The sequence below is a fragment of the Marinoscillum sp. genome, from assembly GCF_965229915.1.
Taxonomy (GTDB): Bacteria; Bacteroidota; Bacteroidia; order Cytophagales; family Cyclobacteriaceae; genus Marinoscillum.
In genome coordinates, this window is the sequence record NZ_CBDDJZ010000001.1 from 2449906 (window position 1) to 2474241 (window position 24336).

General features: G+C 43.8%; 22 protein-coding genes. 10 read left to right on the forward strand and 12 right to left on the reverse strand.

All coding sequences use genetic code 11. The annotated features are described in order from the left end of the window. Window positions 1-5: 5 nt before the first annotated feature. Window positions 6-371: a hypothetical protein gene (locus ACO067_RS10620; RefSeq protein ID WP_421873849.1), complete on the reverse strand. Its 366-nt coding sequence runs from the start codon at window positions 369-371 to the stop codon at window positions 6-8. Beyond that, the gene (locus tag ACO067_RS10625) at window positions 371-1132 is read right to left on the reverse strand and encodes a TMEM175 family protein (RefSeq protein ID WP_421873851.1); all 762 of its coding nucleotides are present in this window, start codon (window positions 1130-1132) and stop codon (window positions 371-373) included. Before ACO067_RS10625 ends, ACO067_RS10620 begins: the two co-directional genes overlap by 1 nt. 272 nt (window positions 1133-1404) lie before the next feature. On the opposite strand from ACO067_RS10625, the gene ACO067_RS10630 reads away from it, so the two are divergent. Next, the gene (locus ACO067_RS10630) at window positions 1405-2280 is read left to right on the forward strand and encodes an outer membrane beta-barrel protein (RefSeq protein ID WP_421873853.1); all 876 of its coding nucleotides are present in this window, start codon (window positions 1405-1407) and stop codon (window positions 2278-2280) included. Here the strand turns inward: ACO067_RS10630 and ACO067_RS10635 are convergent. After that, entirely contained in the window at window positions 2277-3413 is a 1137-nt protein-coding gene (locus tag ACO067_RS10635; RefSeq protein ID WP_421873855.1) for a hypothetical protein, read from the reverse strand. The two genes, ACO067_RS10630 and ACO067_RS10635, sit on opposite strands and share 4 nt — an antisense overlap. A 136-nt stretch (window positions 3414-3549) precedes the next feature. Here ACO067_RS10635 and ACO067_RS10640 point away from each other — a divergent pair, with 136 nt between their 5' ends. Beyond that, window positions 3550-3822, forward strand: coding sequence for a hypothetical protein (locus ACO067_RS10640; RefSeq protein WP_421873857.1), 273 nt, complete (start codon window positions 3550-3552; stop codon window positions 3820-3822). Here the strand turns inward: ACO067_RS10640 and ACO067_RS10645 are convergent, their stop codons facing one another. Beyond that, window positions 3823-6402, reverse strand: coding sequence for an ABC transporter permease (locus ACO067_RS10645; protein WP_421873859.1), 2580 nt, complete (start codon window positions 6400-6402; stop codon window positions 3823-3825). Between the two features lie 52 nt (window positions 6403-6454). Then, the gene (locus ACO067_RS10650; protein WP_421873860.1) at window positions 6455-7123 is read right to left on the reverse strand and encodes an ABC transporter ATP-binding protein; all 669 of its coding nucleotides are present in this window, start codon (window positions 7121-7123) and stop codon (window positions 6455-6457) included. Window positions 7124-7343: 220 nt separating this feature from the next. Between ACO067_RS10650 and ACO067_RS10655 the strand changes: the two genes are divergently transcribed. From ACO067_RS10655 to ACO067_RS10675, 5 genes are all read left to right on the forward strand, one after another. Beyond that, window positions 7344-8045, forward strand: coding sequence for an arylesterase (locus tag ACO067_RS10655; protein ID WP_421873862.1), 702 nt, complete (start codon window positions 7344-7346; stop codon window positions 8043-8045). Next, a complete protein-coding gene (locus ACO067_RS10660) occupies window positions 8042-9403 on the forward strand; it encodes an alanine/glycine:cation symporter family protein (protein ID WP_421873864.1) in 1362 nt (453 codons plus the stop codon). The genes ACO067_RS10655 and ACO067_RS10660 overlap by 4 nt, the downstream gene beginning before the upstream one ends. A 118-nt stretch (window positions 9404-9521) precedes the next feature. Then, window positions 9522-10862, forward strand: a complete 1341-nt coding sequence (trkA, locus tag ACO067_RS10665; RefSeq protein WP_421873866.1) for a Trk system potassium transporter TrkA — start codon at window positions 9522-9524, stop codon at window positions 10860-10862. 1 nt (window position 10863) lies between these two features. Next, on the forward strand, window positions 10864-12321 hold the full coding sequence (locus ACO067_RS10670) for a TrkH family potassium uptake protein (RefSeq protein ID WP_421873868.1): 1458 nt from the start codon (window positions 10864-10866) through the stop codon (window positions 12319-12321). A 3-nt stretch (window positions 12322-12324) separates the two neighbouring features. Continuing rightward, entirely contained in the window at window positions 12325-13437 is a 1113-nt protein-coding gene (locus ACO067_RS10675) for a prolipoprotein diacylglyceryl transferase (protein ID WP_421873870.1), read from the forward strand. On the opposite strand, the gene ACO067_RS10680 is transcribed toward ACO067_RS10675, so the two are convergent. Genes ACO067_RS10680 through ACO067_RS10700 form a run of 5 tightly spaced genes read right to left on the reverse strand, consistent with a single transcriptional unit; the run spans window position 13438 to window position 18521 of the window. Beyond that, window positions 13438-14172: a DUF6503 family protein gene (locus tag ACO067_RS10680; RefSeq protein WP_421873872.1), complete on the reverse strand. Its 735-nt coding sequence runs from the start codon at window positions 14170-14172 to the stop codon at window positions 13438-13440. 57 nt (window positions 14173-14229) lie between these two features. Next, window positions 14230-15303, reverse strand: a complete 1074-nt coding sequence (locus ACO067_RS10685) for an efflux RND transporter periplasmic adaptor subunit (protein ID WP_421873874.1) — start codon at window positions 15301-15303, stop codon at window positions 14230-14232. 27 nt (window positions 15304-15330) lie between these two features. Beyond that, the gene (locus ACO067_RS10690; protein WP_421873876.1) at window positions 15331-16590 is read right to left on the reverse strand and encodes an ABC transporter permease; all 1260 of its coding nucleotides are present in this window, start codon (window positions 16588-16590) and stop codon (window positions 15331-15333) included. A gap of 1 nt (window position 16591) precedes the next feature. Continuing rightward, window positions 16592-17842: an ABC transporter permease gene (locus ACO067_RS10695; RefSeq protein ID WP_421873878.1), complete on the reverse strand. Its 1251-nt coding sequence runs from the start codon at window positions 17840-17842 to the stop codon at window positions 16592-16594. Continuing rightward, entirely contained in the window at window positions 17835-18521 is a 687-nt protein-coding gene (locus ACO067_RS10700) for an ABC transporter ATP-binding protein (RefSeq protein WP_421873880.1), read from the reverse strand. The genes ACO067_RS10695 and ACO067_RS10700 overlap by 8 nt, the downstream gene beginning before the upstream one ends. Window positions 18522-18686: 165 nt before the next feature. Here ACO067_RS10700 and ACO067_RS10705 point away from each other — a divergent pair, with 165 nt between their 5' ends. Genes ACO067_RS10705 through ACO067_RS10715 form a run of 3 tightly spaced genes read left to right on the forward strand, consistent with a single transcriptional unit; the run spans window position 18687 to window position 23000 of the window. After that, window positions 18687-19010, forward strand: a complete 324-nt coding sequence (locus ACO067_RS10705) for a PadR family transcriptional regulator (protein ID WP_421873882.1) — start codon at window positions 18687-18689, stop codon at window positions 19008-19010. Continuing rightward, a complete protein-coding gene (locus tag ACO067_RS10710) occupies window positions 19007-21589 on the forward strand; it encodes an FtsX-like permease family protein (protein WP_421873884.1) in 2583 nt (860 codons plus the stop codon). The genes ACO067_RS10705 and ACO067_RS10710 overlap by 4 nt, the downstream gene beginning before the upstream one ends. A gap of 37 nt (window positions 21590-21626) precedes the next feature. Beyond that, complete coding sequence (locus ACO067_RS10715; RefSeq protein ID WP_421873886.1) at window positions 21627-23000, forward strand: DUF4403 family protein; 1374 nt, start codon at window positions 21627-21629, stop codon at window positions 22998-23000. A 7-nt stretch (window positions 23001-23007) separates the two neighbouring features. Here the strand turns inward: ACO067_RS10715 and ACO067_RS10720 are convergent, their stop codons facing one another. Together ACO067_RS10720 and ACO067_RS10725 are read right to left on the reverse strand one after the other, a co-directional pair. Continuing rightward, the gene (locus ACO067_RS10720) at window positions 23008-23760 is read right to left on the reverse strand and encodes a hypothetical protein (protein ID WP_421873887.1); all 753 of its coding nucleotides are present in this window, start codon (window positions 23758-23760) and stop codon (window positions 23008-23010) included. Between the two features lie 279 nt (window positions 23761-24039). Next, window positions 24040-24333 carry a GNAT family N-acetyltransferase gene (locus tag ACO067_RS10725; protein ID WP_421873889.1) on the reverse strand — a complete coding sequence of 98 codons (294 nt, stop codon included), beginning with the start codon at window positions 24331-24333 and terminating at the stop codon, window positions 24040-24042. Window positions 24334-24336 lie beyond the last annotated feature (3 nt).

A 24336-nucleotide genomic window follows, 5' to 3' on the forward strand; every position in this document is an offset into this window, starting at 1 on the left:
CTTTTTCATTTCTTACTATGCCAGTACGCCCATAAGATGAGTAAAGGGTGGATAACAATCAAACGCACCCATCCTACCCATGGACTGACACATAAATCTCCAACACAGTGGCCTTGCTGAATGAAGTAAACGTGACTGGGTATGAACAAAACCAAGAGAAGCACAATTCCCTTTGCGCTAAGCCTTCTGGTTTGAGTGACAAGGAGACCAGCTCCCAATGCAATCTCTGCCAGACCGCTAAAAACGTTGATCACCTCATTATAAGGCAAGTAATCAGGAATAAGTGGCAGGTAAAATCCCGGATTGATGAAATGATTGATTCCTGCCAGAATGTAGAACCCACTTAGGATGAAAAGGCTAAATCGCTTCATTATTCGAGTCCCAGTTTCTTTACGAGTGCCTTTCGCTGACGTTCACGCCTTGCACCAGTAATGATCATCAGTGGTGGATAGATCATGTAGGTGAGACCGGAGGCTAGAAAATTCCAGTTTCCGAACAATCCAGTAATCGCTATGAGCGTCGAAATCAGCGGCACCACAGCGAGAAACATGTTTACCTTCAACATGGTCACTGTTTCGAATACTTCATATTCATCTAGTTCCAGTTCGTCTCTCTTCTTAAGGGCATGCTTATACATGAGGCAAAATGTACCAAAGATCAGCATGGCTCCCACTCCATAAATAATCATGAGATACTTGGTGTCTCCCATGGCGATTACCTCGCTGAATGTATATCTGATGATTTGATCGTTTCCTGTGAGCAGTCCAGAATAGAGGTCAAACAAGATAACGAAGAGAAACTTCAGCGGATAGACATAGATGAGAATCAGGAAAATCAGAAAAGTGTTGTACGAAATAGTGCGCAAATCCTGCAAACCGTACCTAAGGAAGAAAATGTAATGCTGATACCAGATCACCATCACCAGCACTACACAAAGCCCAAAAGGAAGTACATCTTTCAGAGAGCCCCACAGTTCATCAAAGGTATGCGGCACTGAAGATGACAACACAATCAGTGTGATACCCAGTGCAAAAGCGGCATCCGTAAACGCCTCCACCCGGGTTTGATTTTTACCTCGGTAGCGAAAGTGTGGGTCCAAACCCACTTCCTGGTCTTTGAGCATTTGTCTCATGCCTGAAAATAGTTAATTCTGCTCAAATAACTGAAGATTCCCTTGTCTGGCTTGCGAAAGATGATAGCAGGTAGAATTATTTTTCTGGTGCAGGACTTATTAGACAGTGAGCATGGGAACAATCCTGCGGTGCCTAACTGATAAAGGATCAAATTCAATTAATGGCCTTCAACTAAGACAAAACGGCCAGGCCTCCAAAACTTAAAATGTTGTTTACTTGGAAATATATTAAACAACTCATTAGCTTACTTAACAGATTGTTCTTCATAGCTATGAATCGACTATTGCTCACATTGGGTTTGGGTTTTTCAATTTTGATGGTTCAAGGACAAGTAACTTTTCATGTTGGTGGCAACTATACTCTTCTTGCCAGTCACACCAAACACTTTAACTCCCAGCCAGTAACTGGAAATACAGGCTTTTCATCTCTTCAAGCAGCCTATACGATCAAAGAATCTTTTGCCAATGGACCTGGACTTAGTCTTCACCTAAGCTATGGACGAGCATTGGGCAACGCCATTAAGATTGAGGCAGGATTAGGATATGAACTATTGACCTATCAACGTCAACTTGAGATTTTTTTTGAGGAAACTGACAACCTATTCGTTGATCCAGACAACCCAGCAATTGTAGGTGAGCCACTTTTCGCAGATCCATTTGGTGATGTCTCTCCTGTTATTGAAAATTCTGACAACTATGGGAAAACAAAATTACACTATCTCATGCTTCCGGTAATGGCAAGTATTTCTCCAATGAAGCGAATTCGAATAGGTGGCACATTGATAATATCGTCATTGCTGGCAGTTACAGAAACGACCAATGAGCTTTCCTACAGTTTGAATTTTAACTCACTGCAGGATTTGGATACCAACAATGACGGCATAATTTCTATAGTGGAGTATAATCAGGGCCTTATAGGTTCATATGAAGTGCGTGAAAAGACTAGCCACACCAAAAAAGGATATAACCCTTTACAAATCAGTGCTGGAATAAATGTCACCTATGACCTGTTACGATCGATAGCTCTCGGAGCCCAATACACTCAGGGTTTAACTTCTATCTACTCAGAAGAGAAAATCATCACTGAAGATGTTCTTCCCAGCAGGATATCACTATCCTTGTCTATCAGGCTCTTAGATCGAGGCTAATACCCTCGATAGTAATTCCGCACTTTGGCTATAACCTGATCATAAAGAGGTGCTGTAAACTCTTCAAACATCCATTGTGGATTGGGGACGGATGCTTCCAAAGTATTCACCATTTCCAGTTCTTCCTCACTCAGTGCTCGTTCGTCACCATTGAAAGACGCCCATCGAATGGACCAGGTATATTCACTTGGGAACTTCTCCTGTGTAATCACTTTATTCTTATCATTGTCATAGATCTTGAAGTCCAATAAACCGGATCCGGTTATGGCTTTTTCATGTACGGTGAGCTTGGCTTTCACCGTGCCATAGATGTCCTCTCCGTCGCGAGTAGCAATCACCACGCTATCTCTGCTCACCTCCCGGGTATTCTTGCTGCTAAATACATTACCGAGTGAAAACCGATCAAACTCCATGCGGATGATGTGATCCACATATTCCAGCTGCTCCGCCTCCGCCTCAGACGGAGTATAAAACCTCACATATTCGTTTACTCGGGTATTGTGCAGGTATTCATTGATTTTATTGACAAAGAACTCATGCTTCACATTGAGCAAACGGCCCGGAGATGGAATATCCTCGACCACCACACGTAACGTAGCGTAGTACATAGCTTCCTGAAGCTTTTCTTCGACATCCTTGTAACGTGGAACAAAATCCCGAACGACTAGAAAATGCTCATGAGCCTCTATTGCCTTAATTCTGTCTTTTTTGAACTTCAAAGCCTCCACTCCCAAATCATACCGCACTTCAGCAGCATTCCTTTTCGCAGAAGCCAGTTCAGCATCATACTTTACCGGGTTTGGCACTACTTCTCTACAACCTGGGCACCTCAGTATCTCATCATACAAGAAGTTGATCTGCTGATAATCCCTGGCTATGCTTTCCCACTTCAACAAATCGTTAGAAGCTTTCGCTCTATTGACATTATTGATATGGGTTTCTACAGCATATTTATAAGCTTTCTTTAAGGTAACAGTAGCTTTCTTATGATCATCATTAGACCTCAGACGATTCACGGCCTGTGCTACTGCCTTGTCATAATTGCCTCTTTTTAGGGCCTTTTTACCGCTGGCACAGCTCAGCAAACTGCCCATTACGATTAGAATCAATGCTAGTTGTAAATATCTTTTCATGATCAGGTGATTAGCGAGTACTAAGATACGGATACCAGAAATAATGCCAATCAGAGATGACGATCTTAATTTAGTCTAGTTTTGTATTGGAAAATTTCATATTTTCAGCATGAATTAACCAAATCGCCAAATTTTTATGTCACTTATTGCGAAAGATTTCGTCCCGGAAAAAACCAAGGGCGGGATGTTCAAGTCTGGAAAAATGCAAACATTCCAGGAAGTACTAGACCTTGCTAATGCCTGGATTTCTGAGAACCCGCAAATCAAGGTAGTTAATGTAGAAACAGTGGTACTCCCCAACATCCATGAAAAAGATGAGGATGGCAGCACAGATACCGAACTGTGGACTGCAGGAGAGTCGAGCTCTCATTGGTACCAGATTGTGAGGGTTTGGTATAAGGATGCCTGATTAGATCTCCTTTCTCAATACCTCCAAAGGACTCTGGCTGATCACATCACGGCTGTTGGCCAGACCAATCAGCACAGTCATGAAAGTGACTGCCAGAGTCACTAAAATCATCTGACCAAAGTCTGGAACAAAGACAAATTCAAACACAAACTTGCCGAGTAGTGTGGTGAGAATTGTGGCGATCAAAAGCCCGGAAAGTGCGCCAAGTCCTCCAAGGAAAAAGTACTCGGCAAAGATGATCTTCCACAGTTTGGTACTAGAGGCTCCCAGAGTTCTCAAAAGCACGTTTTCACGCATCCGCTGAAAACGACTCAACACAATAGAGCTGATGAGCATAATCACACCTGTACCGATACTGAAAAAAGCCATAAACCGAATGACAAAGGCTATTTTCCCCAGAATGTCTTCCAGCGTTTTCAAGATCAGTTCCAAGTCAATGATGGACACATTAGGATAACTACGCACCACTGCTTGCTGATAACGAGCAGACAGTTCGTTGTTTTGGATTCGGGTGATCAATACATGAAACTGTGGGGCTCGCTCCAATACACCTTCAGGGAAAAGCACCAAAAAATTCGTTTGTACACGTCTCCAGTCGATCTCTCTAAAGCTTCCAATGTAAGTTTTGATCAAAGCTCCCTGTACGTTCCAGAGCACCTCATCACCGATTTCGAGTTCCAGACTCTCAGCCCATCCACTTGCAAAAGAGATGAAGATACTATCCCCAGGTTCAATCTTGGGTGTCCACTCACCCGCTACCAGCGTTTCAGAATCAATCAGACTATCCCGGTAAGTAATCCGATACTCTCGGTCGTACACCCAATCCCTAATGTTCACCGTGGTATCCTCTTCAGCTTCTCGCTTGGTCACTCCATTGATCTCTTCCAACCGCATGGTAACGATAGGTACTTCTTGCAGCACCGGCAAGTCATAATCTAGTGTGAGTTGTTTGATTTCCTCCTTTTGAGGGGTTTGGATATCAAAAAGCACAGTATTGGGGCGATCATCCGCTCCGCTGATAGAAACCCGGTCTACCAATAAATCCTGCATGAACAGAAGAGTGGCAATAAACGCAGTGCCCAAACCAAGTGTGGTTATCAACAGAGAAGTTTGGTTGTGTGGCCTGTACAAATTGGACAATCCTTGTCGCCAAACATAAGGAATCGTATCTGGTAGTAGCCTCTTGATGGCTAGTGCTAAACCCCTCCCGATCAACCCAAGTATAAATATGGTGAGCAGTAACCCAGAGGTAAAAATGGCAGCATCTCCCCAGTGACCTACCTGTAAGTACACGAGTACCAGCAAAAACACAAAGATTACTACACCGACACCTATTTGAACCTTATCAAAGCGAATGTTCCGTTGATTGAGATCCGCACGGATAGCTTGCAATGGGCTCACATTTCTAAGTGATACCAGGGAGATCAGAGCAAACAACATAGACACAACAACGCCTATGGAGATCCCACTGAGGACTGATAGCAATGAAAAAGTTGGCTCTAGATCTACTGGAATAAATTCTTTCACCAGCTCAGGCAGGTATACATGCAAACCAACCCCGATCAACGCACCAATAGCAGACCCAATGAATCCGAATATTCCCACCTGAATCAGGAAGATACTAATCGCTTGCCCAGATTTCATCCCCAGACACCTGAGTGTAGCGACTATCCCTACTTTCTCTTTGGTGTAAACATACATGGAGCTAGCCACTCCGATGCAGCCCAGTAGTAGTGCAGTAAACGCCACTAACTCCAGGAAATTCGTCAGGTCTTTAAATGCGCGACCCGTATCTTCCTTGCGCTCTTCTATATCGTCGATGCTGTAGCCTTTTTGATCCGCTACATCCACAAGCTTGGACCACTTGCCAGTAGTATCCACTTCACTGCTAAACTGAAAGTAATTGAGGTAATTGACCCGGCTACCTTTCTTTAAAAGATCCGTCTGGTCCAAGTGATTGAAAGGAATATACACCACAGGAGCAGCCGTAGCTCCTATATCCGTTTGGCCGGGAATCTTTTGGAGCCGACCGATGATTTTAAACTTGCCCTCCCCAATCTTTACTGAGTCACCAATCTCCACATTGTATTGGATCATCAATTTCTCATCTACCAGTGCAAACTCTCCTTGCTGAAACTGACTTGAAGCCTCCTCAGGTATGGTCTCAATAGCTCCATAATAAGGGTACTTACCGGATAATGCACGAACCTGAGCCAATCGGGTGCCATCCGTACTCGGGAAATAGACCATCGAAGCGAAGTACACTTCTCTGGACATCTCAGGAGCTAGCTCATAGAAAGCAAACATCAAACTATCTTCAAGTGGTTGGTTTCCCTTCACCTCTATGTCAGCACCTATCAGCGATTTGGCTTGATTATCAATCTCTTGCAGTAGATTCTCTCTGAAACTGGTAATACCGACCAACGCAGCAATACCCAAAGAAATAGACAAAATGAAAAGCATTAGTTTGCCTTTACTCTTTCGGCTATCTCTCCAGGCCATCTTTAGTGGCCAGGTAGCGGAATACTTAGAAGGTTGTATTTTGGTTCGTTTATCCATGGAATATGTTTTAGGTTCCATGTTTTAGGTTGATTTCTGAGTGCTACTTTAACCTAAAACTTACAACCTGAAATTAGGAAACTATTTTCCCTCCTTTCAACTTCAAAATTCGGTCTGTTTTATGCGCCAGGGCATCATCATGTGTGACGATCACTAAAGTAGTTCCCTGTTCCTTGTTGATTTCAAAGAGTAAAGATTCGATGGAGTGACTGGTTTCTTCATCGAGGTTGCCTGTGGGCTCATCTGCGAAGAGTATTTTGGGCCTGTTAGCAAATGCTCTGGCTATGGCGACACGCTGCTGCTCCCCTCCAGACAACTGGCTGGGATAGTGCTCATATCGATCACCAAGACCCACTCTGCTCAGAAGTTCTTTCGCAAAAGCAGAGATGTTCTTTTCACCGCGTAGCTCCAAAGGCACCATCACGTTCTCCAAAGCTGTGAGTGTGGGGATCAACTGAAAGTTTTGGAAAATAAAACCCACCTCCTGATTTCTCAATTGGGCCAGTTCATCCTCACTTAGTTTGTTTAACACGATGTTATCTAGAGATACAGAACCGTTCGTAGCTCGATCGAGTCCGGCGCATAAGCCCAGCAAGGTTGTTTTACCACTGCCAGAGGGACCAACAATAGACATGGTTTTACCTTCTTCCAGCTGAAAGTTAATTTCATCCAGAACTTTGATCTCTCTTGATCCGCTTTTGAATGTTTTAGATAGAGCGGATACTTCAAGTATTGCAGACATTTATCTTGAGTTTAAAAAGATAAAAACGTAATCGCTTAAATCATGTTTATTAATCCTGAATTTAATGACTAAAACGCTCAACAGCATTTTTGTCTAGATTAACCTTGACCAAACTATGTTTTCATCAGCCTAGCAGGCAAATTTCGTTAAACAACGAAATTTGGGTTAATTTCGAGACTTGACCTTGCAAAACCTGACTGATCAGATCAAAGACTCCAGTATGGTAAGATATACAATGTACATTTTGTTGGCATTCACCAGCTTTATATACTCCTGTGGAAATGCTGACAAAACTCAAGCTCAGCAACAGACTTCAGCAGAGTCCCAAGTAACAGAGGCACCAAAAGAAAAGTCGACACCTGTTATTCTGTTCTTTGGAAACAGCATTACTGCCGGGTACCAACTAGACATCAAAGATGCATTTCCCGCTTTGATTCAAAATCGATTGGATTCACTTGGATATACATATAAAGTAGTCAATGCCGGTCTCAGCGGTGAAACATCGGCTGGCGGTCTCAATCGGATTGACTGGGTGCTTCAGACTGTTCCAGACATCTTTGTGCTGGAACTTGGTGCCAATGATGGTCTTCGTGGATTAGATTTGGATGAAACTAAGAAAAATCTAAAAGGCATCATCAACAAAGTGCGAGAAGCTAATCCAGACGTCAAAATTATACTGGCAGGTATGCAAGTGCCTCCCAATCTGGGCAATGAGTATACAGGTAAATTCCAAGGTATGTTTAGCGAAATAGCTGAAGAGTCGAATACAGAATTGATTCCTTTTCTCCTGGATGGAGTAGCTGGAAACCCTGATCTTAACCTGAACGACGGCATTCACCCCACTCCCGAAGGACATCAAATTGTGGCCGAAAACGTATGGCCTATCTTACAACCACTCCTGGAAAAAGAACCTAACTCATGACGCTAGAACAGTTTTTTGCTGCAGCCTCAGATTTTATCTGGGGGATGCCTTTATTGGTATTGTTACTTGGAGGAGGGTTCTTCTTCATGGTCTATTCCAGGTTTTTGCCATTTAGATATTTCCGCCACGCGGTAAATGTCTTGCGAGGAAAATACGACGATCCAGATGATCCTGGAGACATCAATCATTTCCAGGCACTCTCCGGAGCTCTTGCAGCCACTATTGGTATGGGAAATATCAGTGGTGTAGCTCTTGCCATCTTTGCAGGAGGGCCAGGAGCCATCTTTTGGATGTGGGTAAGTGCATTCTTCGGTATGGCCACCAAATTTTTCACCTGTACCTTATCCGTCATGTATCGTGGACCAGACTCAGAAGGAGAACTCCAAGGAGGCCCCATGTATTACATCCGGGAGGGTTTGGGGAAAAACTGGATGCCTCTAGCCATCTTTTTTTCTGTGGTAGGCTTCTTTGGTGCCACGCCAGTCTTTCAGGCCAATCAAATGGTGGTCGTGATTAGAGACGTCTTCCTGGAACCTTATGGATTGGCATTTAAAGATCAATTCTTTACTGACCTGACGGTTGGTTTAGTCATTGCGGTCCTGGTTGCAGCAGTTATACTCGGCGGGATTAAACGAATCGGTAATGTGGCCTCTAAATTGGTCCCTGCGATGGTACTGCTCTACACAGGTAGTGTGGTGCTGATACTACTGCTGAACTATGCGGAGGTGATCCCATCGTTCTTGTTCATCATAGAAGATGCCTTTTCGGCAAAAGCAGCACTAGGTGGAGCTTTTGGTATGATTGTCATTGAAGGAGCCAAACGAGCGGCTTTCTCCAACGAAGCAGGTATAGGGACAGCTCCCATGATGCATGGAGCTGCCAAAACCAAAGAACCTGTGAGGGAGGGTCTGGTGGCCATGCTCGGGCCTGCCATCGATACGCTGGTTATTTGTACCATGACAGGTCTATGCATCATCATCACTGGTGTATGGAACTCAGGAGAAGCCAACGGAATACTTCTCACAGCAAGTGCTTTTGCCAAGTCTTTGCCAGGTTTCGGACCGATTATCCTATTGATTTGTGTGATCATCTTTGCCATTACCACCGTTTTCGGTCTGGCCTATTACGGACAAAAATGTTTGTCATTCTTAATAGGAGTACGATATGGACGGTTGTTCAACTACTGGTACATTGCCTTGATTATCGTAGGTTCCGTGTCCAGCCTGAGTATGGTGGTCAATATTGTGTTCGTAGCATATGGACTCATGTCTATCCCTACCATGATTGGAGCGATCATGCTGGCACCCAAGGTAGTGCGTGCTTCCAGGGCGTACTTCAGCCAGGTAGTAGAAAAGTAGCAAAAACACCTGGATAATGGTATCGAACGTTTCTTCCGAAAGTCTTGTCGAATATGAACTCTAAGTTTGGTTCTCTGGTTATAGATTGTCTTATATTTACCGCCATTAAGGAAATGCTATGAGAATAATCATTGCAGGTGCTGGAGATTTGGGTTTTCACCTGGCCAAGCTTTTGGCTTTTGAGGAACAGGATATCATCCTCATCGATCAGGATGCCACCGTGCTGGAACATGCCTCCACTCACCTGGACGTGCATACCATCAAAGGAAGTAGTACCTCTATTTCTGTGCTAGAAGAGGCCAATGTATCTAAGGCAGATTTGCTGATTGCCGTTACTTCAATTGAAGAAACTAACCTCACCACGGCGATCATTGGTAAAAACCTCGGCGCCAAACGGACGGTAGCCAGAATATCGAATACAGAGTTCCTCCATCAGCGTGAGAAGTGTGATTTGAAAAACCTTGGTATTGACGAGATCATCTCACCTGAATCATTGGCAGCACGAGAGATTAAGAGACTACTCAAGCAATCAGCTCTTACAGATACATTCGAATTTGAGAAAGGCATGCTTTCGCTAGTTGGGATTACCGTAGATGAGCACTCCGAGCTGAAGGATAAATCCCTTACCGAAACAGCTTACTTAAATCCGGATCATAATTTCACTACTGTGGCCATCCTTCGTGAGAATCAAACCATAATCCCTCACGGTGAAAATCAATTTCAGCTGAACGATCATGCCTACTTCATCACCGAACCAAGTGGTATCGATCGTGTGATGTCACTGGCGGGAAAAGAGAGTATCGAAATCAAGAATGTGATGATACTGGGAGGAAGTAAAGTAGGGATTAACACTGCTAAGCAACTCAGCAAAAAATACAACATCAAACTCATCGAGCAGGACAAAGACAAGTGCTTCACCCTGGCCGATGAACTTACGGACACCATGATCATCAACGGAGATGGCCGTGACATAGATCTACTCAAAGAAGAGGGAATTGATCGCATGGATGCGGTGATTGCGGTGACTGGCAACTCAGAGACTAATATCATCTCCTGTCTGGTAGCCAAGAACAATGGGGTGAAAAAAACGATCGCTGCGGTTGAGAATATTGATTACATTCACTTGTCTCAGAATATCGGGGTAGATACCCTGATCAACAAAAAACTAATTGCGGCGAACTTTATTTTCAGGTATATTCGAAAAGGACAAGTGCTCAACATCACGAGTATTCATGGTGTAGATGCCGAAATTCTTGAATTTGAAGTACAACCTGACTCTAAAATCTTGCAACACGAACTACGAAACCTTGACTTCCCTAAAACTGCCATAATTGGTGGTGTGATCCGTAAGGGAGTGGGACATACCGTACGAGGCAATTTCTCCTTCCAGCCTAAGGATCGAGTGGTAGTTCTCTCCAAGTCTGAATGCATCCATAAAGTGGAAGGGTTCTTTAACTAATATGCTCTTTAATTACCGCGTCATCGTCAACATCCTGGGCACCTTACTGATGCTGAATGGGGCCTTTATGCTGACATGCATTCCTTTTAGCCTGTATTATCAGGAGGGAGACCTGTGGGCCATTCTTGGGTCATCAGTTATCACGGCTATTGCGGGTTTTTGTATGTGGTTCTTTTCCAGGAAAAACCTAAGCAAAGAAATCAAAAAACGGGATGGCTACATTGTAGTAACCTTTGGATGGCTGTTCATGTCTTTCTTTGGCTCAGTTCCATATATTCTCAGTGGGGCGATCCCAAACCTTACTGATGCATTCTTTGAAACACTCAGTGGTTTTTCAACGACTGGAGCTACCATTCTTACGGACATTGAGTCTGTTCATAAAGGCATTCTCTTCTGGAGGAGTTTGACTCAATGGATTGGTGGAATGGGAATCATCGTACTCACAGTGGCTATACTCCCTATTTTAGGAATTGGGGGAATGCAGCTCTTCGTGGCTGAAGCTCCGGGTATTTCTCCAGATAAGCTCCAGCCTAGAATCAAAGAAACAGCTAAAAGACTTTGGCTCATCTACCTGGGGCTTACATTTACGGAAACCATCCTTCTTTGGGTAGGGGGCATGTCCTTTTATGACGCCATTAATCACAGTCTTACAACCATGGCAACAGGAGGTTTTTCTACCAAAAATGCCAGTATTGCCTATTTCACCTCACCGTTTATTCAGTATGTAATCATTGTGTTCATGTTCCTGGCAGGTACCAACTTTACCATGACCTACTTTGCCTTACATAAGAATTTTAAAAAGGTCCTGAACAATGAGGAATTTAGAACTTATGCAGGGTTTTGTCTTGCTGCCAGCATCATAGTTGGATTGGTTGTATTCAATGTTAGCAATGAGAGCTTTGAAAAATCGATCCGAGATGGCCTTTTTCAGGTAGTCTCCGTAGTGACTACTACAGGTTATATTACAGCTGATTACACGAGTTGGGCTCCATTCATTACAGCACTATTTTTCTTCATGATGTTTTTTGGGGCATCGGCTGGGTCTACTGCTGGAGGTGTGAAAATAGTCAGGCATCTGATCCTGATTAGAAATAGCTTTTTAGAAATCAAACGACAGCTACATCCAAATGCCGTCATACCCGTAAGATTTAACGGAAAGGCAGTTTCAAGAGAAATTACCTACAACATCCTGGCCTTTATCATGATCTACATTTTCATTTTCGCTTTTGGATCCATGTTGATGGGTATTTTCGGGGCGGATTTCGATACTGCTATAGGTTCTGTGGCTACCTGTCTGGGAAATATCGGGCCGGGTATTGGAGAAGTGGGGCCGGTTGATAACTTTGCGAGTATATCTGCTCCTGGTAAATGGTTGCTTTCGTTTTTGATGCTGCTAGGTCGGTTAGAGCTTTTTACGGTGCTGATGCTATTTACACCATATTTTTGGAAAACACATTAATCAATGGATTTTATTCTTAATTTCCTCATCTGGAGTCCTGATCCCAACATCTTCGTGATTCCGGGAATAGACCATCCTGTGCGCTGGTATGGGCTGCTCTTTGCCGGGGGCTTTATCCTGTCACAGCAAGTCATGTTTTGGGTCTTCAAACAAGAAGGGAGACCAGAAAAGGATGTAGAGAAATTGACTGTGTACATGGTTGTGGCTGTAATCGTAGGTGCCAGGCTTGGTCATTGCCTATTTTACAACCCAGGGTTTTACTTAACCAATCCGCTTGAAATCCTCAAAGTGTGGGAAGGTGGTCTGGCCTCACACGGTGGTGCGCTAGGCATCATCACGGCGATCTATTTATTTGGCAAGAAATACCCGCAGTACCCGATGCTGTGGATGCTGGACAGGCTGGTGATTGTGGCAGCTTTGACGGGTGCTATGATCCGAACGGGAAACTTCTTCAACTCCGAAATGGAGGGCACCATGACCAACTCCAATATGGGTGTAGTCTATGCTAGATTTACTGAAGACGTGCTCAGGTATGATGATCGAAAAATTGAAGATGTAACCTTTGAAAAGGGTGGTGACATGGTATCAGACCAGCCAGGGCTGCATCCTATCACTGCAAAAATTACCTATGCCCGAGGCGTACAACTCACCTCTGCAGATAAAGATTTTTTTGAGAATCAGCTGCGAAGTGCCTTGCTTCGATATACTGAAGTGGTTCAACACATCGATTTTGGGAAAGACCAACCGCTCGCCTATAAGTTTTATGAAAAGGATGGGCGAGCTGTTGCTGAAATCTATGGATTGGGCATTTCGCGTCATGTGGCTCAACTATATGAAGCCATTGCCTGTCTGGTATTGATGGTGATCTTTTTCCTGATTTGGAAAAATAAGAGGTTCTATTTACCTCAAGGATTCAATTTTGCCCTGTTCATGATTTTACTCTGGTCAGAACGATTCGTAGATGAATTTTTCAAAATGAACCAGGAGGCCTTTGAAGAAGGCATGGCACTGAACATGGGGCAGATCTTAAGTATTCCCTTGACTCTAGCCGGTATAGTCATGCTGTACATCTTCATGACCAGGGGCAAGAAAACAATGAGCGGCGACCCGAGGTAATTACCTTTTGGTTACTTTGATGTTTTCATTGATAATGCGGGACAGCTCCCTAAGCTTTCCTTGCTCAAACATGGTTGGTATCTTCCCAAGAGGGGTGCCGAGAGGAACTTCATAATTGATATAATCCTGAAATACCATACCCATTCGCTCAGAACGATTGTATGCCTCACGAAAACGAACTCCACCTCCATCAGTCAAGTAATTGTAGGCCATATAGTCCATCATATGCGTTCGTTGATTGAACCAGTATCGGTATTCATCTTCAAAGTCCTTTCCTCCATCTTCCGACTTGAACTGCACCTTGATCACGTCATAGATCGTGTTTTCGATGGTTTGCGTACCTTCATACGACTTGATGACAGCTGGATCATTGAGCAGGTAGGGAAGCTGCACAAAATAGAGTACTGAATTCACGGAATTACTATACTTCACCACCATGCTATCTGGCAAATTGATCGTGTCTCCATTGATCATTCTAGTGAACTTAGAGCTATTGATCAGTATATCTTCTATCAACTCCAAAGAATCAATATATGACCGAGTATAGGTATATTGGTCAGAGGACCTCCATGCGGAATAGGACTTATCTCTAAAATCAAATGAGATTTTCACTTGATCCAATTTGTACTGACCGTGGGCTTTTACAGCTTGATCTACTACCTTCTGTGCTTGCTCTGCACTGTACTTACAAGCCACCAAAGAAAATGATATAAACACCACTAACAACTTCTGCATGTGAGCCTATACGAAAGATTTCCCCGGGCGTTGCAGAATTTCTTTGAGTGGCTAAAACTAAAGTTTCTTGATCTGTTCGTTCTCTTGCAAGCCCTGAGCAATCTGGATATTGATACCATCACTGAGCCCAGTTTCGATCTTTCTGCGTTCAAACTGTTGGTCTGAAACTTGCACCTCCACAAAAATCTCCTCTCCATCAAAAATCAAGTTGCTCTCTTTGATGGCTAATACATTCTCTGCCTTCTGCAAAATGATGTCGGCTGTGGCACTATATCCCGCCCGGAGGAAATAATCATCCTTCAAAGAGACCGCTGCCTTGATGTCAAATTTGATCGCTCCATCGTCAGTCTCTCCTTTTGGTGAGATGAATTCAAGCCTGGCATCAAAAACCACCCCTTCAATAGCTCCTACACTCAATGCCAGCTCCATTCCCTCTGAGATTTTACCTACCTCAGATTCATCCACTTTTCCTTCAAAGATCATCTCACTCATATCTGCAATAGTAGCAATAGAAGTTCCCTCATTGAAGGTGTTGGATTCGATGATGAACGTTCCTTCCTTAACGGGGATATCCAGAATCATACCATCTACAGTGGACCGCACAAGGTTGGAGACGTTACCGGTTTTTTGGGAGGATCCTTCCTTGATGAGCTCCAGATTATTTTCTGCGGCCTCTACTTCCTGCTTTCTGAGCTTAAAGTCAAGCAAAAACTGGTTGTAGTCAAATTCGGAAATCACGCGTTCGTCAAATAGCTCTTTTTGACGCTTCAGTTCCTTTTCGGCATTGTCATAGTTGATTTGAGCTGTTGACAGCTGTGCCTGCGCATTGTTAAGTGCTACCACATTCGGGATGATTTTGATCTTGGCAATAAGGTCTCCGACTTTTACATTAGCCCCTTCTTCTACATAAAGCTTGTCTACTACGCCTGACACTTGCGATTTCAGTGCCACTTCTTTGCGTGGCACAATCGAACCTGTGGCAATCGTCTTTTTGATAATATCTGTACGAAACGGCTGATCCGTTTCGAATACTATCGGAGGTTCTTCTGATTTTTGATAAAGGAAGTACCCTGTCCCAACAAATGCAGCGATAATGATCACTACTACCAATCCAATTAAAATGCGTTTCATCTTTATTCTGAGTTAAGTTAGATTCTATTATTCATCTCGCAAGGCAACTACCGGGTCCACCCGAGCTGCCTTTATTCCGGGAATCAATCCTGCAATAACACCCGAAATGAGCAAGACAATTATGGCAGAAAAAGCCGCCTGAAAATCGATTTCCGGGTTGGCAAAAAACTCACTTTGCATGCCGAACTCTTTCATGGCATAGCTAATACCCTCCACCAGGGCTACTCCTGCTACCAGGCCGAAGTAACCAGACAATCCGGAGATGACCATGGACTCTTGAATGATCATACTGATGATAGACCATGGCCGGGCACCAATAGACTTGCGTATCCCGATTTCTTTAGTTCTTTCTTTGACAATGATGAGCATGATATTCCCAACTCCGATCATTCCTGCCAGAATGGTACCGATGGCTACCAACCAACTAAAAGCGGCAATCCCCGAAAACAAACCTTGCATCTCCTGAAACTCCTGCTCTACGTTAAAGCTGCCCAGTGCCTGTCGGTCATTCGGAGCGATCTTATGCCGTTTACGCAATTCAGCTTTGATGATTTCCTCTGCTTCCAAGCCTGAAGTGCCTGGATTTGGGATACAGCCAAACCAGCCAATGCTATTGCCCATATTGAATGTCTGCTGGGCTGTGGTTCCAGGGATGTGTACAATCTGGATGTCGTTGCGAGCGTCCTCACCTGTAGCCTTCGAATCAAAAATGCCAACTACCTTGAACGGTACACCATTGATTTTGATGAACTCTCCGATTGCTTCTCGCTCTTGAAACAAGTCCTCTTTCACTCTTTTTCCGAGTATAGCCACCTTGCGCTTCCCATCTATATCAAATTGATTGATGAAACGACCTTCTGTAATCCACAGTGGTTGTATCTCAAGATACTGAGGGTAATCTCCCATCAAAGCATAAGAAACGTCTTTATCGTCATAACTCATGGTAATCTGACCTCCTCCAAATCGTGAGCTTACACGTATGCGAGGTGAGACGGTTCTGAGTTGCTTAATCTGCTTGAGCGACTCATAATCATCGGTAGTTAGATCAATTGACCTTCCGGCCTGAAAGCCTGCATATGGAACAGACGTCACTTCCGTCCAAACAAATACGGCATTCTTAGCAATGTTGAAGTTTTGCATTACCCCATTGTGCAAACCATTGCCAGCCCCAAGCAGCAAAACCAACATGAATATTCCCCAGAACACACCAAATGAAGTCAAGGCTGTTCGCAGCTTATGCTTCTTGATGGTTTGCCATATCTCTTCCCATTTGTCCTGGTCAAACATCTTATTCGTCTTTTAAGGCTTCTACAGGTTTAATATTAGCAGCACGCAAAGCAGGGAACAGACCCGCCAATCCTCCAGACACTACCAGAATAACTAACGATATAATGGCTACCTGAAAATTGACCTCTGGTCTTCTGAAAAATTCACTATCCGCACCCATAGCGTCCAAAGCATAGTTTACAGATTCCAGCAGCACCACTCCTAGAAACAATCCGATATAGCCAGCCACAGCAGTGATAAAAATAGACTCCTGTAGAATCAACCCAACAATGCTGTTAGGAGTGGCACCCATGGCTTTGCGTATGCCTATTTCTTTGGTACGCTCTTTCACCACTATGATCATGATATTGCTGACACCTACTATACCAGCCGTGAGCGTGCCAATTCCCACGATCCAAATGAATGTCTTGATCCCATCAAAGAGGCCTTGAACCTGTCTGAAATTCTCTTCCTGATTGTGAACCCAAAATGCCTGGTTGTCATCCGGGTGAATACTCTGTCTGATTTTCAAAAGCTCTACAATGTCATTCTCCAGATCCTTTCCCATTCGACCTGGTCCAGTGGTTACGGCAAATAGAGAAACAGACTTTTCAGGATTGAATATTTGCTGAAAGGTCGAAAAAGGAATGTAAACCCTGGATGCCTGATCCATTTGGTTAGATGCCTCAAACTCAAAGGTGCCCACGACCTTAAACATACTCCCCTTGATGTCCAGGTATTGACCTACAGGATCTACCCCTTCTGGAAACAAGGATTCTACAATTCGGCTGCCAATGTAACAAACTTTGCGTTTTTCACGATCGTCGAGCAGGTTGAGGGCGCGGCCTCCACTCACCTTCATAGTCACCTTAATATCGAAATAATCCGATTTGGTACCGTATACTCCAAAGGCACTTCCGCGGTTTTTATACTTCACAAGATAGCTACCTTGCATCCAGTTTTCTGGTGACATGAACTCGATACCTCCGATTTCTGAATCCACAGACTCCAGGTCCTCCTCCTGCAATGGATGTTGCCTTCCAGAAGGCATGCCTTCATAGGACATAGAGGTTCGTGTCGGAATGACCCAAATGCTGTTAATAGCATCCAGTAACATACTATGCTGTACGCCATTTTGTAATCCCTGACCAGCCCCTAGTAAAAGAATCAGCATCAAGATGCCCCAGAACACGCCAAATGCCGTGGCGAATGTTCGCATCTTATTTTTGGCGATCGCCTGAAAAATCTCCTGCCATTTATCCAGATCAAACATGGGTCAAGTCATAGTTTTCGTTGAGAATCAATCCATCTTTGATCATAATGACCCGTTCGGTTTCAGCCGCTACGTCATTCTCATGAGTCACAATGAGAATGGTCTTTCCCGAGGCATTGACTTCCTTGAAAATATTCATCACCTCCTTGGACGTAGTGCTATCCAGCGCTCCCGTTGGTTCATCGGCAAGAATGATTTTGGGGTTCGTGATCAGTGCGCGTGCTATAGCCACACGCTGCCTCTGGCCACCAGACATTTCATTGGGTAAATGGTTGGACCATTCTTTCAATCCCACACGCTCCAGATAGCCTTCTGCTATAGTGTTGCGCTTCTTCCGACTCATTTTCTGGTAGTAAAGGGGCAATGCCACGTTTTCTACAGCATTCTTAAAATTGAGGAGATTGAAAGACTGGAACACGAACCCGATCAGGTCATTTCTCAGTTTGGCAGCCTTGCCTTCGGAAAGGTTCTTAATGAGGTGCCCACCCAGGTTGTATTGGCCTTCGTCATAGCTGTCTAGTATACCCAGAATATTCAGAAGTGTGGATTTGCCTGAGCCAGAAGAGCCCATGATGGAGACCAACTCACCTTCTTCAATAGTGAGATTGATCCCTTTTAGCACGTGCATCGACTGCTTACCAAGATGGTAAGACTTATGGATATTATCCAGATTCAGCATTATTGGTTAGGAGATGTTGTCATTCCAATAACGTGAAGTTTTGAATAAATGGTGCATTTGAAATGTAAATAAATGTCACAGCCTCAAGGAGGTAGGTAATTTTGGATATATGTTAAACTTTAGTTAATAATATGCGTACTCATTACTTAAACATTTGTTAATTATATGAATTTACAGCTTGGAGTTCTTGAAGAACTGATCCTCATCATTCTATTGATTAAACATGAAACCTATGGAGTAGATATTGCCAAGGAGTATCAGGACCAGCTGGACCAGTCCATATCTCTTCCAGCTATTCATGTAGTGCTTAAGCGTCTTGAGAAAAAAGGTCTAGTCAGCTCAGAAATGGGAGAACCAACTGCCGAGCGTGGAGGTAGAAGAAAGCGGATTTACCGTGCAACCAATAAAGGCTACAAGGCTGCCAGAGATCTACAAGAGAAACGAAGCGAAATGTGGAAACTGGTACCTAAACTAAACTTCAACCTATGAATCGGCAGATCAAACCACCAAAGTGGCCGGAGCGACTATTTTCCTTTCTGATCCATACGGACCAACGAGAGGAAATCCTGGGTGATCTGCAGGAAGCTTATCATTGGCGCCTGGAGCAATTTGGTCTCAGAAAAGCAAATAGACTTTACCTGTGGGAAATGCTTCGATCGATAGGTCTGTCTCATTTAAAACCCATCTCCCAACTAACAGGATTTATGATGATGTACCGAAACTATCTGACCACTGGGTGGAGGTTTTTGAAGAAACACAAACTATACTCTACTCTAAATATTTTGGGTTTGGCCATGGGTCTGGCCTGCTGCTGGCTTGCCTACCTCTATGCCAATGACGAAAGCAGCTATGACAAGCATTTCCCAGAGTATCACCAGCTTTATCGCACAGTTATTGATCTCACACACGCAGACAATGTCCATCACATCGGTGGCAGCTCCACTGCAATGGTGGACCAGATCAAAGAGAAAATACCTGAGGTAGAAGCGATCTCCCATATCAAGAGCGGTTATGGAGTCATACGAAAAGGAGAGGAGTATCTCAATCAATACTATCTAAGAGTTGATCGGGAAATAATTGACATGCTGGGACTCGAGTTTTTAGAAGGAGCTAGAGGGGCGTTTGATAGTCCCAATGACCTAATCATCTCAGAGACACTCGCCAGTAAACTTAACCTGAGAGGCAATGCTGTAGGTAAGATCCTCACTATCAATAGCATACTTGGTCCAGAAGACTTTGTAATCAACGGAGTGTATAAAGACTTACCCAGCAACAGCTCTATTCAAACAGATGCAATGATCTCCTTTGAGCATTATCGAAAAATCGCCAAGCCCAACCGGTTGGTCCAATGGTTTGACATCAACATGAATGCTCTGGTGAAAATACGACCAGACGCAGACGTTGCTACTGTAACTGAAAAGCTAAACCAACTTCATCTTGAAAATGATGAAGAAATAGGTGATCGCGCCCAAATCAAGCTGCAACCAATCGCAGAAATCCACCTTGATACAACATATGGACATTACAATGGAATAGCCAGTGGCGGCAATCAGAGTTTGATCACTATTTTTTTGGCTGTTGGGATTTTCTGCCTGGTTATATCAGTTATCAACTATGCCAACTTTACCATCAGTCTTTACATCAATAGAGCCAGGGAAGTGGCCCTTAGAAAAGTCCTTGGCGCACAAAAATCCGGCATTTTCAGCCAATTGATTTCTGAATCGTTTTTGTCTACAGCACTAGCCGCAATACTGGGTGTCACGCTTCTTATTGGTATCCTGCCTTATTTCTCTGAGTTCGTAAACAAAGGCTACTCTATCTCATCACTCTTGCATCCTGTTTTCGCCATAGGGGCCTTAGGTATCTTAATCGTATGTGCCCTGGTCAGCGGCTCATATCCGGCATTGGTACTCTCACGCTTTCCGATAGTCAAATCGCTGAAAGGAGAACAAAAAATCAGAAGCGGCAAATGGATCACGCAAGGATTGCTTGCCATCCAGTTTGTAATCGCAACCATACTTATTACAGGGATGCTTACTATGAACAATCAACTTCAGTATCTGAGTGCTTTCGATACAAAAGTCAATCCCGAAAACGTCCTCTACTATGATTACCTACCTGGAGATGAGGAAAAGATAGTTCGCTTCCTCCAAGAACTCAACCAAGAGTCCATGGTACAATCCACCGCTGGAATCAGTGGTTACAATGGCACCATTATTACGCTGGAAGATGGCGTAGAAGTAGAAACACGTCACCTCAGAATTCACAACGATCTACTCTCAATGCTTGAAATAGATTTGATCGCTGGCAGAAATTTCGATCCGAGCCTACCCGCGGACCAATTGGACAAAATCATTGTGAATGAAGCTTTTGTCAAGGCCATGGACTTACAAAATCCGGTAGGTCAAAGGGTGCCTTTTAAATACGGAGATTTGGAAAACCCACAAATCATCGGGGTAATTGAAGACTACCATTTTGAATCCGTCAAGCAGAAAATAGAACCACTGGTGGTCTACCAGTGCGACATCTATCCGATTGGAGCAGCCTATGTCAAATTGGGGTCAATGGAGGCCTTTGATCAGAATAGGCTAGATGAAATAGCCCGATCACACTTTGATCCATTTCCCACCGAATATGTATTTCTTCAGGACTACTACGAAAAAGCCTTCAAATCCGAAAAGCTACTTATGCGCCTGGTGGGAATAGGATGTTTGATCTCTATACTGCTCGCCGCAACAGGACTTCTAGGTCTCATAGCACTTAATCTGACACAGCGGCTTAAAGAGATCAGCATCAGGAAAGTGCTTGGTGCCACGGAGAGCAGTCTTTACCTGTTGTATGGTAAACGGTTCCTCCTGATTATTTTCGGAGGACTGATAGTAGGACTACTAATCAGTAGACAGCTCATCATCACCTGGCTAGAAAATTTCCCCTACCACACGAGTTTCAGCATTGGAATAGTCCTCAGTACCATTCTTATTGGCACCCTGGTTGCAACTATTACCATTTTTAGCCAGATATCCAGAGTAAGTCGTGCCAATCCAATTGAATATTTGAGAGACGAATAGCCAAATTTCCACTGCTTTTTTATTACTTCACAACTGTATGAAAAAGCTGTGGATTCTTGCATTGATCTTGACCATGGGTTGCGACCAGCTAACCCGTGAGTCTGAGGCACTACTTACTCCTTTAGAAACACCGCCTTCCTACCTGAGCTTTCGGGTTGATTTTCCCATCAAAGAACTTGAGCTGGGAGTAAACAGGGTACTGCCACAAACACTTTTTGATGATGCGGTGGCCCTGAAGGATAAGGACGATACCCTTTTTCTGAAGGTAAGGCGCAAGGGAAATTTAAAACTCAATTTTAGAGATGGAGAAGCCTACGCTTCTATCCCGCTCGATGTGGATGCAGCAATTAAGAAAAAAGTAATGGGCATTACCTTCTCGAATGAAGATACCCCCGTTTCATTTTCAGGAATCCTTCGTGCTTCGGCTAGCATATCCCTTTCAGACCAGTGGGACATGAATGTGGCTTGTCAATATCAGAGTTTCGACCTGGAGGGAATGGACACGTTCTCCTTTATGGGTATATCGTTCAATGTGGAGAAAATCATCAACGGTGTTATTGATGAGCATCGGGATGACTTGTCAAATGTTATCTGTCAGGCCGTTCGTTCATCACTGGACTTTAGATCAGTCACTGCTAAAGTTTACGCTGATATTCAAAAACCACTCCGAGTAGCCAAAAATCCTCAACCGTTATATCTTCATACACAAGCAAACGCTCTTAATGGCAAACTCATGCCTGTCAAAAGAGATACCTTATCCCTACATGTAGAGTACCGGTCCAAGCTTATTCTAAATACCGATAAAACCCCTACAGAAGCTCAACCTCTGCCTGTTCGCAAGGAACCACTCAATACAGATAACAAACTCCTCATCTATCCAGATGTACAGATCGGATATAACCAGCTCTCCCAACTGCTCACCGAGATGCTCAAGAATGAACCTTTTTCCTATGAAAGATACACCATTACCATCCAATCAGCCAAAGCCAAACCCAATGGTCAGCGATTGCAAATCGACTTGCAAGTCTCTGGTGATGTAACAGGAACCGTGAAGGTAAGTGGCGTCCCCATTTTAAATGCCAATCAGTCTATGAGCCTCTCTGACTTTCAATATGAAATAGACTCGGATGACGACCTCCTCAAAATGGCCGACTGGATATCACATGACTTTATAGAGGAGTACCTCAGCAGTCAGATACAGGTAGACACCAAACCATTCTTTGATGATCTGGACGAATTGATTGTCAGGGGCATTTCCAATACCCCTTTGAATAACAAAATGGATCCATCCATCCAATTCGATAAGATACAAACGTATCAGTTTAGATGTACTGAAGACTTCATCCAATGGGTGTTTGTAATCGAAGGATCAGCAAGTCTCCAGCTGAAAAATGGTTTGTTTCAAAACTAGCAATTGGTCAGTCTGCATCAATGCAGTTAACACTCACAGGAATGGCATATCCATCGTCTGTTTCATAGCAGGTATTGCTGAGCTGACTTGACTCAAAGCCAAAAAGTAGCGTAACACCTACACGATAAGAATCCTGCTCCTCCGGTAACAGTAAGCTGACATTTGCCGAACTACGAACCGGAATTAACCACACAGGCTTCTCATTGATAGAGTCTTGCAAGTGCAGCCACCTATCTTCCCATATGCCATCTCCACAGGTGTTCGTAGCAATATCTGCTTTCAGGCTACAGCTATTACTCTGAGAGATAGCCGCGAGCTGTGGATCTACAGAAATATTAGCCCCGCTGCTTGCATTGACCAATCGGATAACCGTGGTGTCGGGAAGTTGGGAGGAAAACACCTCATCCATATCCAATGAAAGCGTATCTCTTACTAGCGCTTCACAATTGTCTCCATTGCTATTATGGATTAGGAAAAAACGGACCTGTCCTTCACTCTGCCAGGACTCATCCCACCAGGTGTAAAAACTATGTGACTCACATCCTCCACTGTGTTCGATGATCACATCCCAGGATTTAGAGGATTTAGGAGTAATAGCAGTCACTTCGAAAGGATCATTCGGTATACCTAAATCCTCAAAAGACTGTTGTAAATAGGTCAGTCTATTGTCTACAAATGTGTCAGTAGCATCCAGGTTGGTTTCTAGGCATCCCGCTACCAGCAATCCTATTAACCCGATGATTAAGGTGGTTTTATGCATTATTTAGTAGACACATAAGCCCCAATAAGGGTTTGAAGGTAAGCAAAAAAATCTGTGGAATTAAAAGCAAGAACCGAGGCGTTGAAACATAATGCTTTGTTAAACATATATACCTCGGTTCTCTTGAAACGACTCTCGCCATTTACATAGAGAACAAATTGGTTTGATCATTCCCCTAAAGAAGGGGAAACAAAAAGGCCGAGGGGGTAGAAACATAATGCGGTTTGACATAATTACCCTCGGCCATTTGATTGGAGTAAGATATGCGAAATGCGTCGATTAAGCAAGTTGGGAGTGATATTCGGGATGCTCCTCCAGGTAGCTTGCCGCAAAAGAGCAGGTAGGTTTAATCAGAAGTTGTTGCTCTTTGGCAAAAGATATGGCTTCCTCCATCAACTTTCCAGCAATTCCAAATTTTCTGGAGGCTTCAGGAACGGTAGTTGAAACAATCTCCAGTTCCTTATCTCCATGCCTTTCGTAGTGAAGTTCAGCATTACCTCCCATTACTTTGATGTAAAATATCTTACCTAGAAGGTCATGTTTTATATGTAAGTTGCTTTTTGTACGCTCCATGGA

Excerpts from the sequence above, each read along its gene's own strand:
- ACO067_RS10690 (WP_421873876.1), bottom strand. The coding sequence starts at position 16,590 with ATGTTTGACCAGGACAAATGGGAAGAGATATGGCAAACCATCAAGAAG.
- ACO067_RS10680 (WP_421873872.1), bottom strand. The coding sequence starts at position 14,172 with ATGCAGAAGTTGTTAGTGGTGTTTATATCATTTTCTTTGGTGGCTTGT.
- ACO067_RS10710 (WP_421873884.1), top strand. The coding sequence starts at position 19,007 with ATGAATCGGCAGATCAAACCACCAAAGTGGCCGGAGCGACTATTTTCC.
- ACO067_RS10695 (WP_421873878.1), bottom strand. The coding sequence starts at position 17,842 with ATGTTTGATCTGGATAAATGGCAGGAGATTTTTCAGGCGATCGCCAAA.
- ACO067_RS10625 (WP_421873851.1), bottom strand. The coding sequence starts at position 1,132 with ATGAGACAAATGCTCAAAGACCAGGAAGTGGGTTTGGACCCACACTTT.
- ACO067_RS10655 (WP_421873862.1), top strand. The coding sequence starts at position 7,344 with ATGGTAAGATATACAATGTACATTTTGTTGGCATTCACCAGCTTTATA.
- ACO067_RS10660 (WP_421873864.1), top strand. The coding sequence starts at position 8,042 with ATGACGCTAGAACAGTTTTTTGCTGCAGCCTCAGATTTTATCTGGGGG.
- ACO067_RS10670 (WP_421873868.1), top strand. The coding sequence starts at position 10,864 with ATGCTCTTTAATTACCGCGTCATCGTCAACATCCTGGGCACCTTACTG.
- ACO067_RS10620 (WP_421873849.1), bottom strand. The coding sequence starts at position 371 with ATGAAGCGATTTAGCCTTTTCATCCTAAGTGGGTTCTACATTCTGGCA.
- ACO067_RS10645 (WP_421873859.1), bottom strand. The coding sequence starts at position 6,402 with ATGGAACCTAAAACATATTCCATGGATAAACGAACCAAAATACAACCT.
- ACO067_RS10720 (WP_421873887.1), bottom strand. The coding sequence starts at position 23,760 with ATGCATAAAACCACCTTAATCATCGGGTTAATAGGATTGCTGGTAGCG.
- ACO067_RS10700 (WP_421873880.1), bottom strand. The coding sequence starts at position 18,521 with ATGCTGAATCTGGATAATATCCATAAGTCTTACCATCTTGGTAAGCAG.
- ACO067_RS10650 (WP_421873860.1), bottom strand. The coding sequence starts at position 7,123 with ATGTCTGCAATACTTGAAGTATCCGCTCTATCTAAAACATTCAAAAGC.
- ACO067_RS10640 (WP_421873857.1), top strand. The coding sequence starts at position 3,550 with ATGTCACTTATTGCGAAAGATTTCGTCCCGGAAAAAACCAAGGGCGGG.
- ACO067_RS10675 (WP_421873870.1), top strand. The coding sequence starts at position 12,325 with ATGGATTTTATTCTTAATTTCCTCATCTGGAGTCCTGATCCCAACATC.
- ACO067_RS10685 (WP_421873874.1), bottom strand. The coding sequence starts at position 15,303 with ATGAAACGCATTTTAATTGGATTGGTAGTAGTGATCATTATCGCTGCA.
- ACO067_RS10715 (WP_421873886.1), top strand. The coding sequence starts at position 21,627 with ATGAAAAAGCTGTGGATTCTTGCATTGATCTTGACCATGGGTTGCGAC.
- ACO067_RS10630 (WP_421873853.1), top strand. The coding sequence starts at position 1,405 with ATGAATCGACTATTGCTCACATTGGGTTTGGGTTTTTCAATTTTGATG.
- ACO067_RS10635 (WP_421873855.1), bottom strand. The coding sequence starts at position 3,413 with ATGAAAAGATATTTACAACTAGCATTGATTCTAATCGTAATGGGCAGT.
- ACO067_RS10725 (WP_421873889.1), bottom strand. The coding sequence starts at position 24,333 with ATGGAGCGTACAAAAAGCAACTTACATATAAAACATGACCTTCTAGGT.
- trkA (WP_421873866.1), top strand. The coding sequence starts at position 9,522 with ATGAGAATAATCATTGCAGGTGCTGGAGATTTGGGTTTTCACCTGGCC.
- ACO067_RS10705 (WP_421873882.1), top strand. The coding sequence starts at position 18,687 with ATGAATTTACAGCTTGGAGTTCTTGAAGAACTGATCCTCATCATTCTA.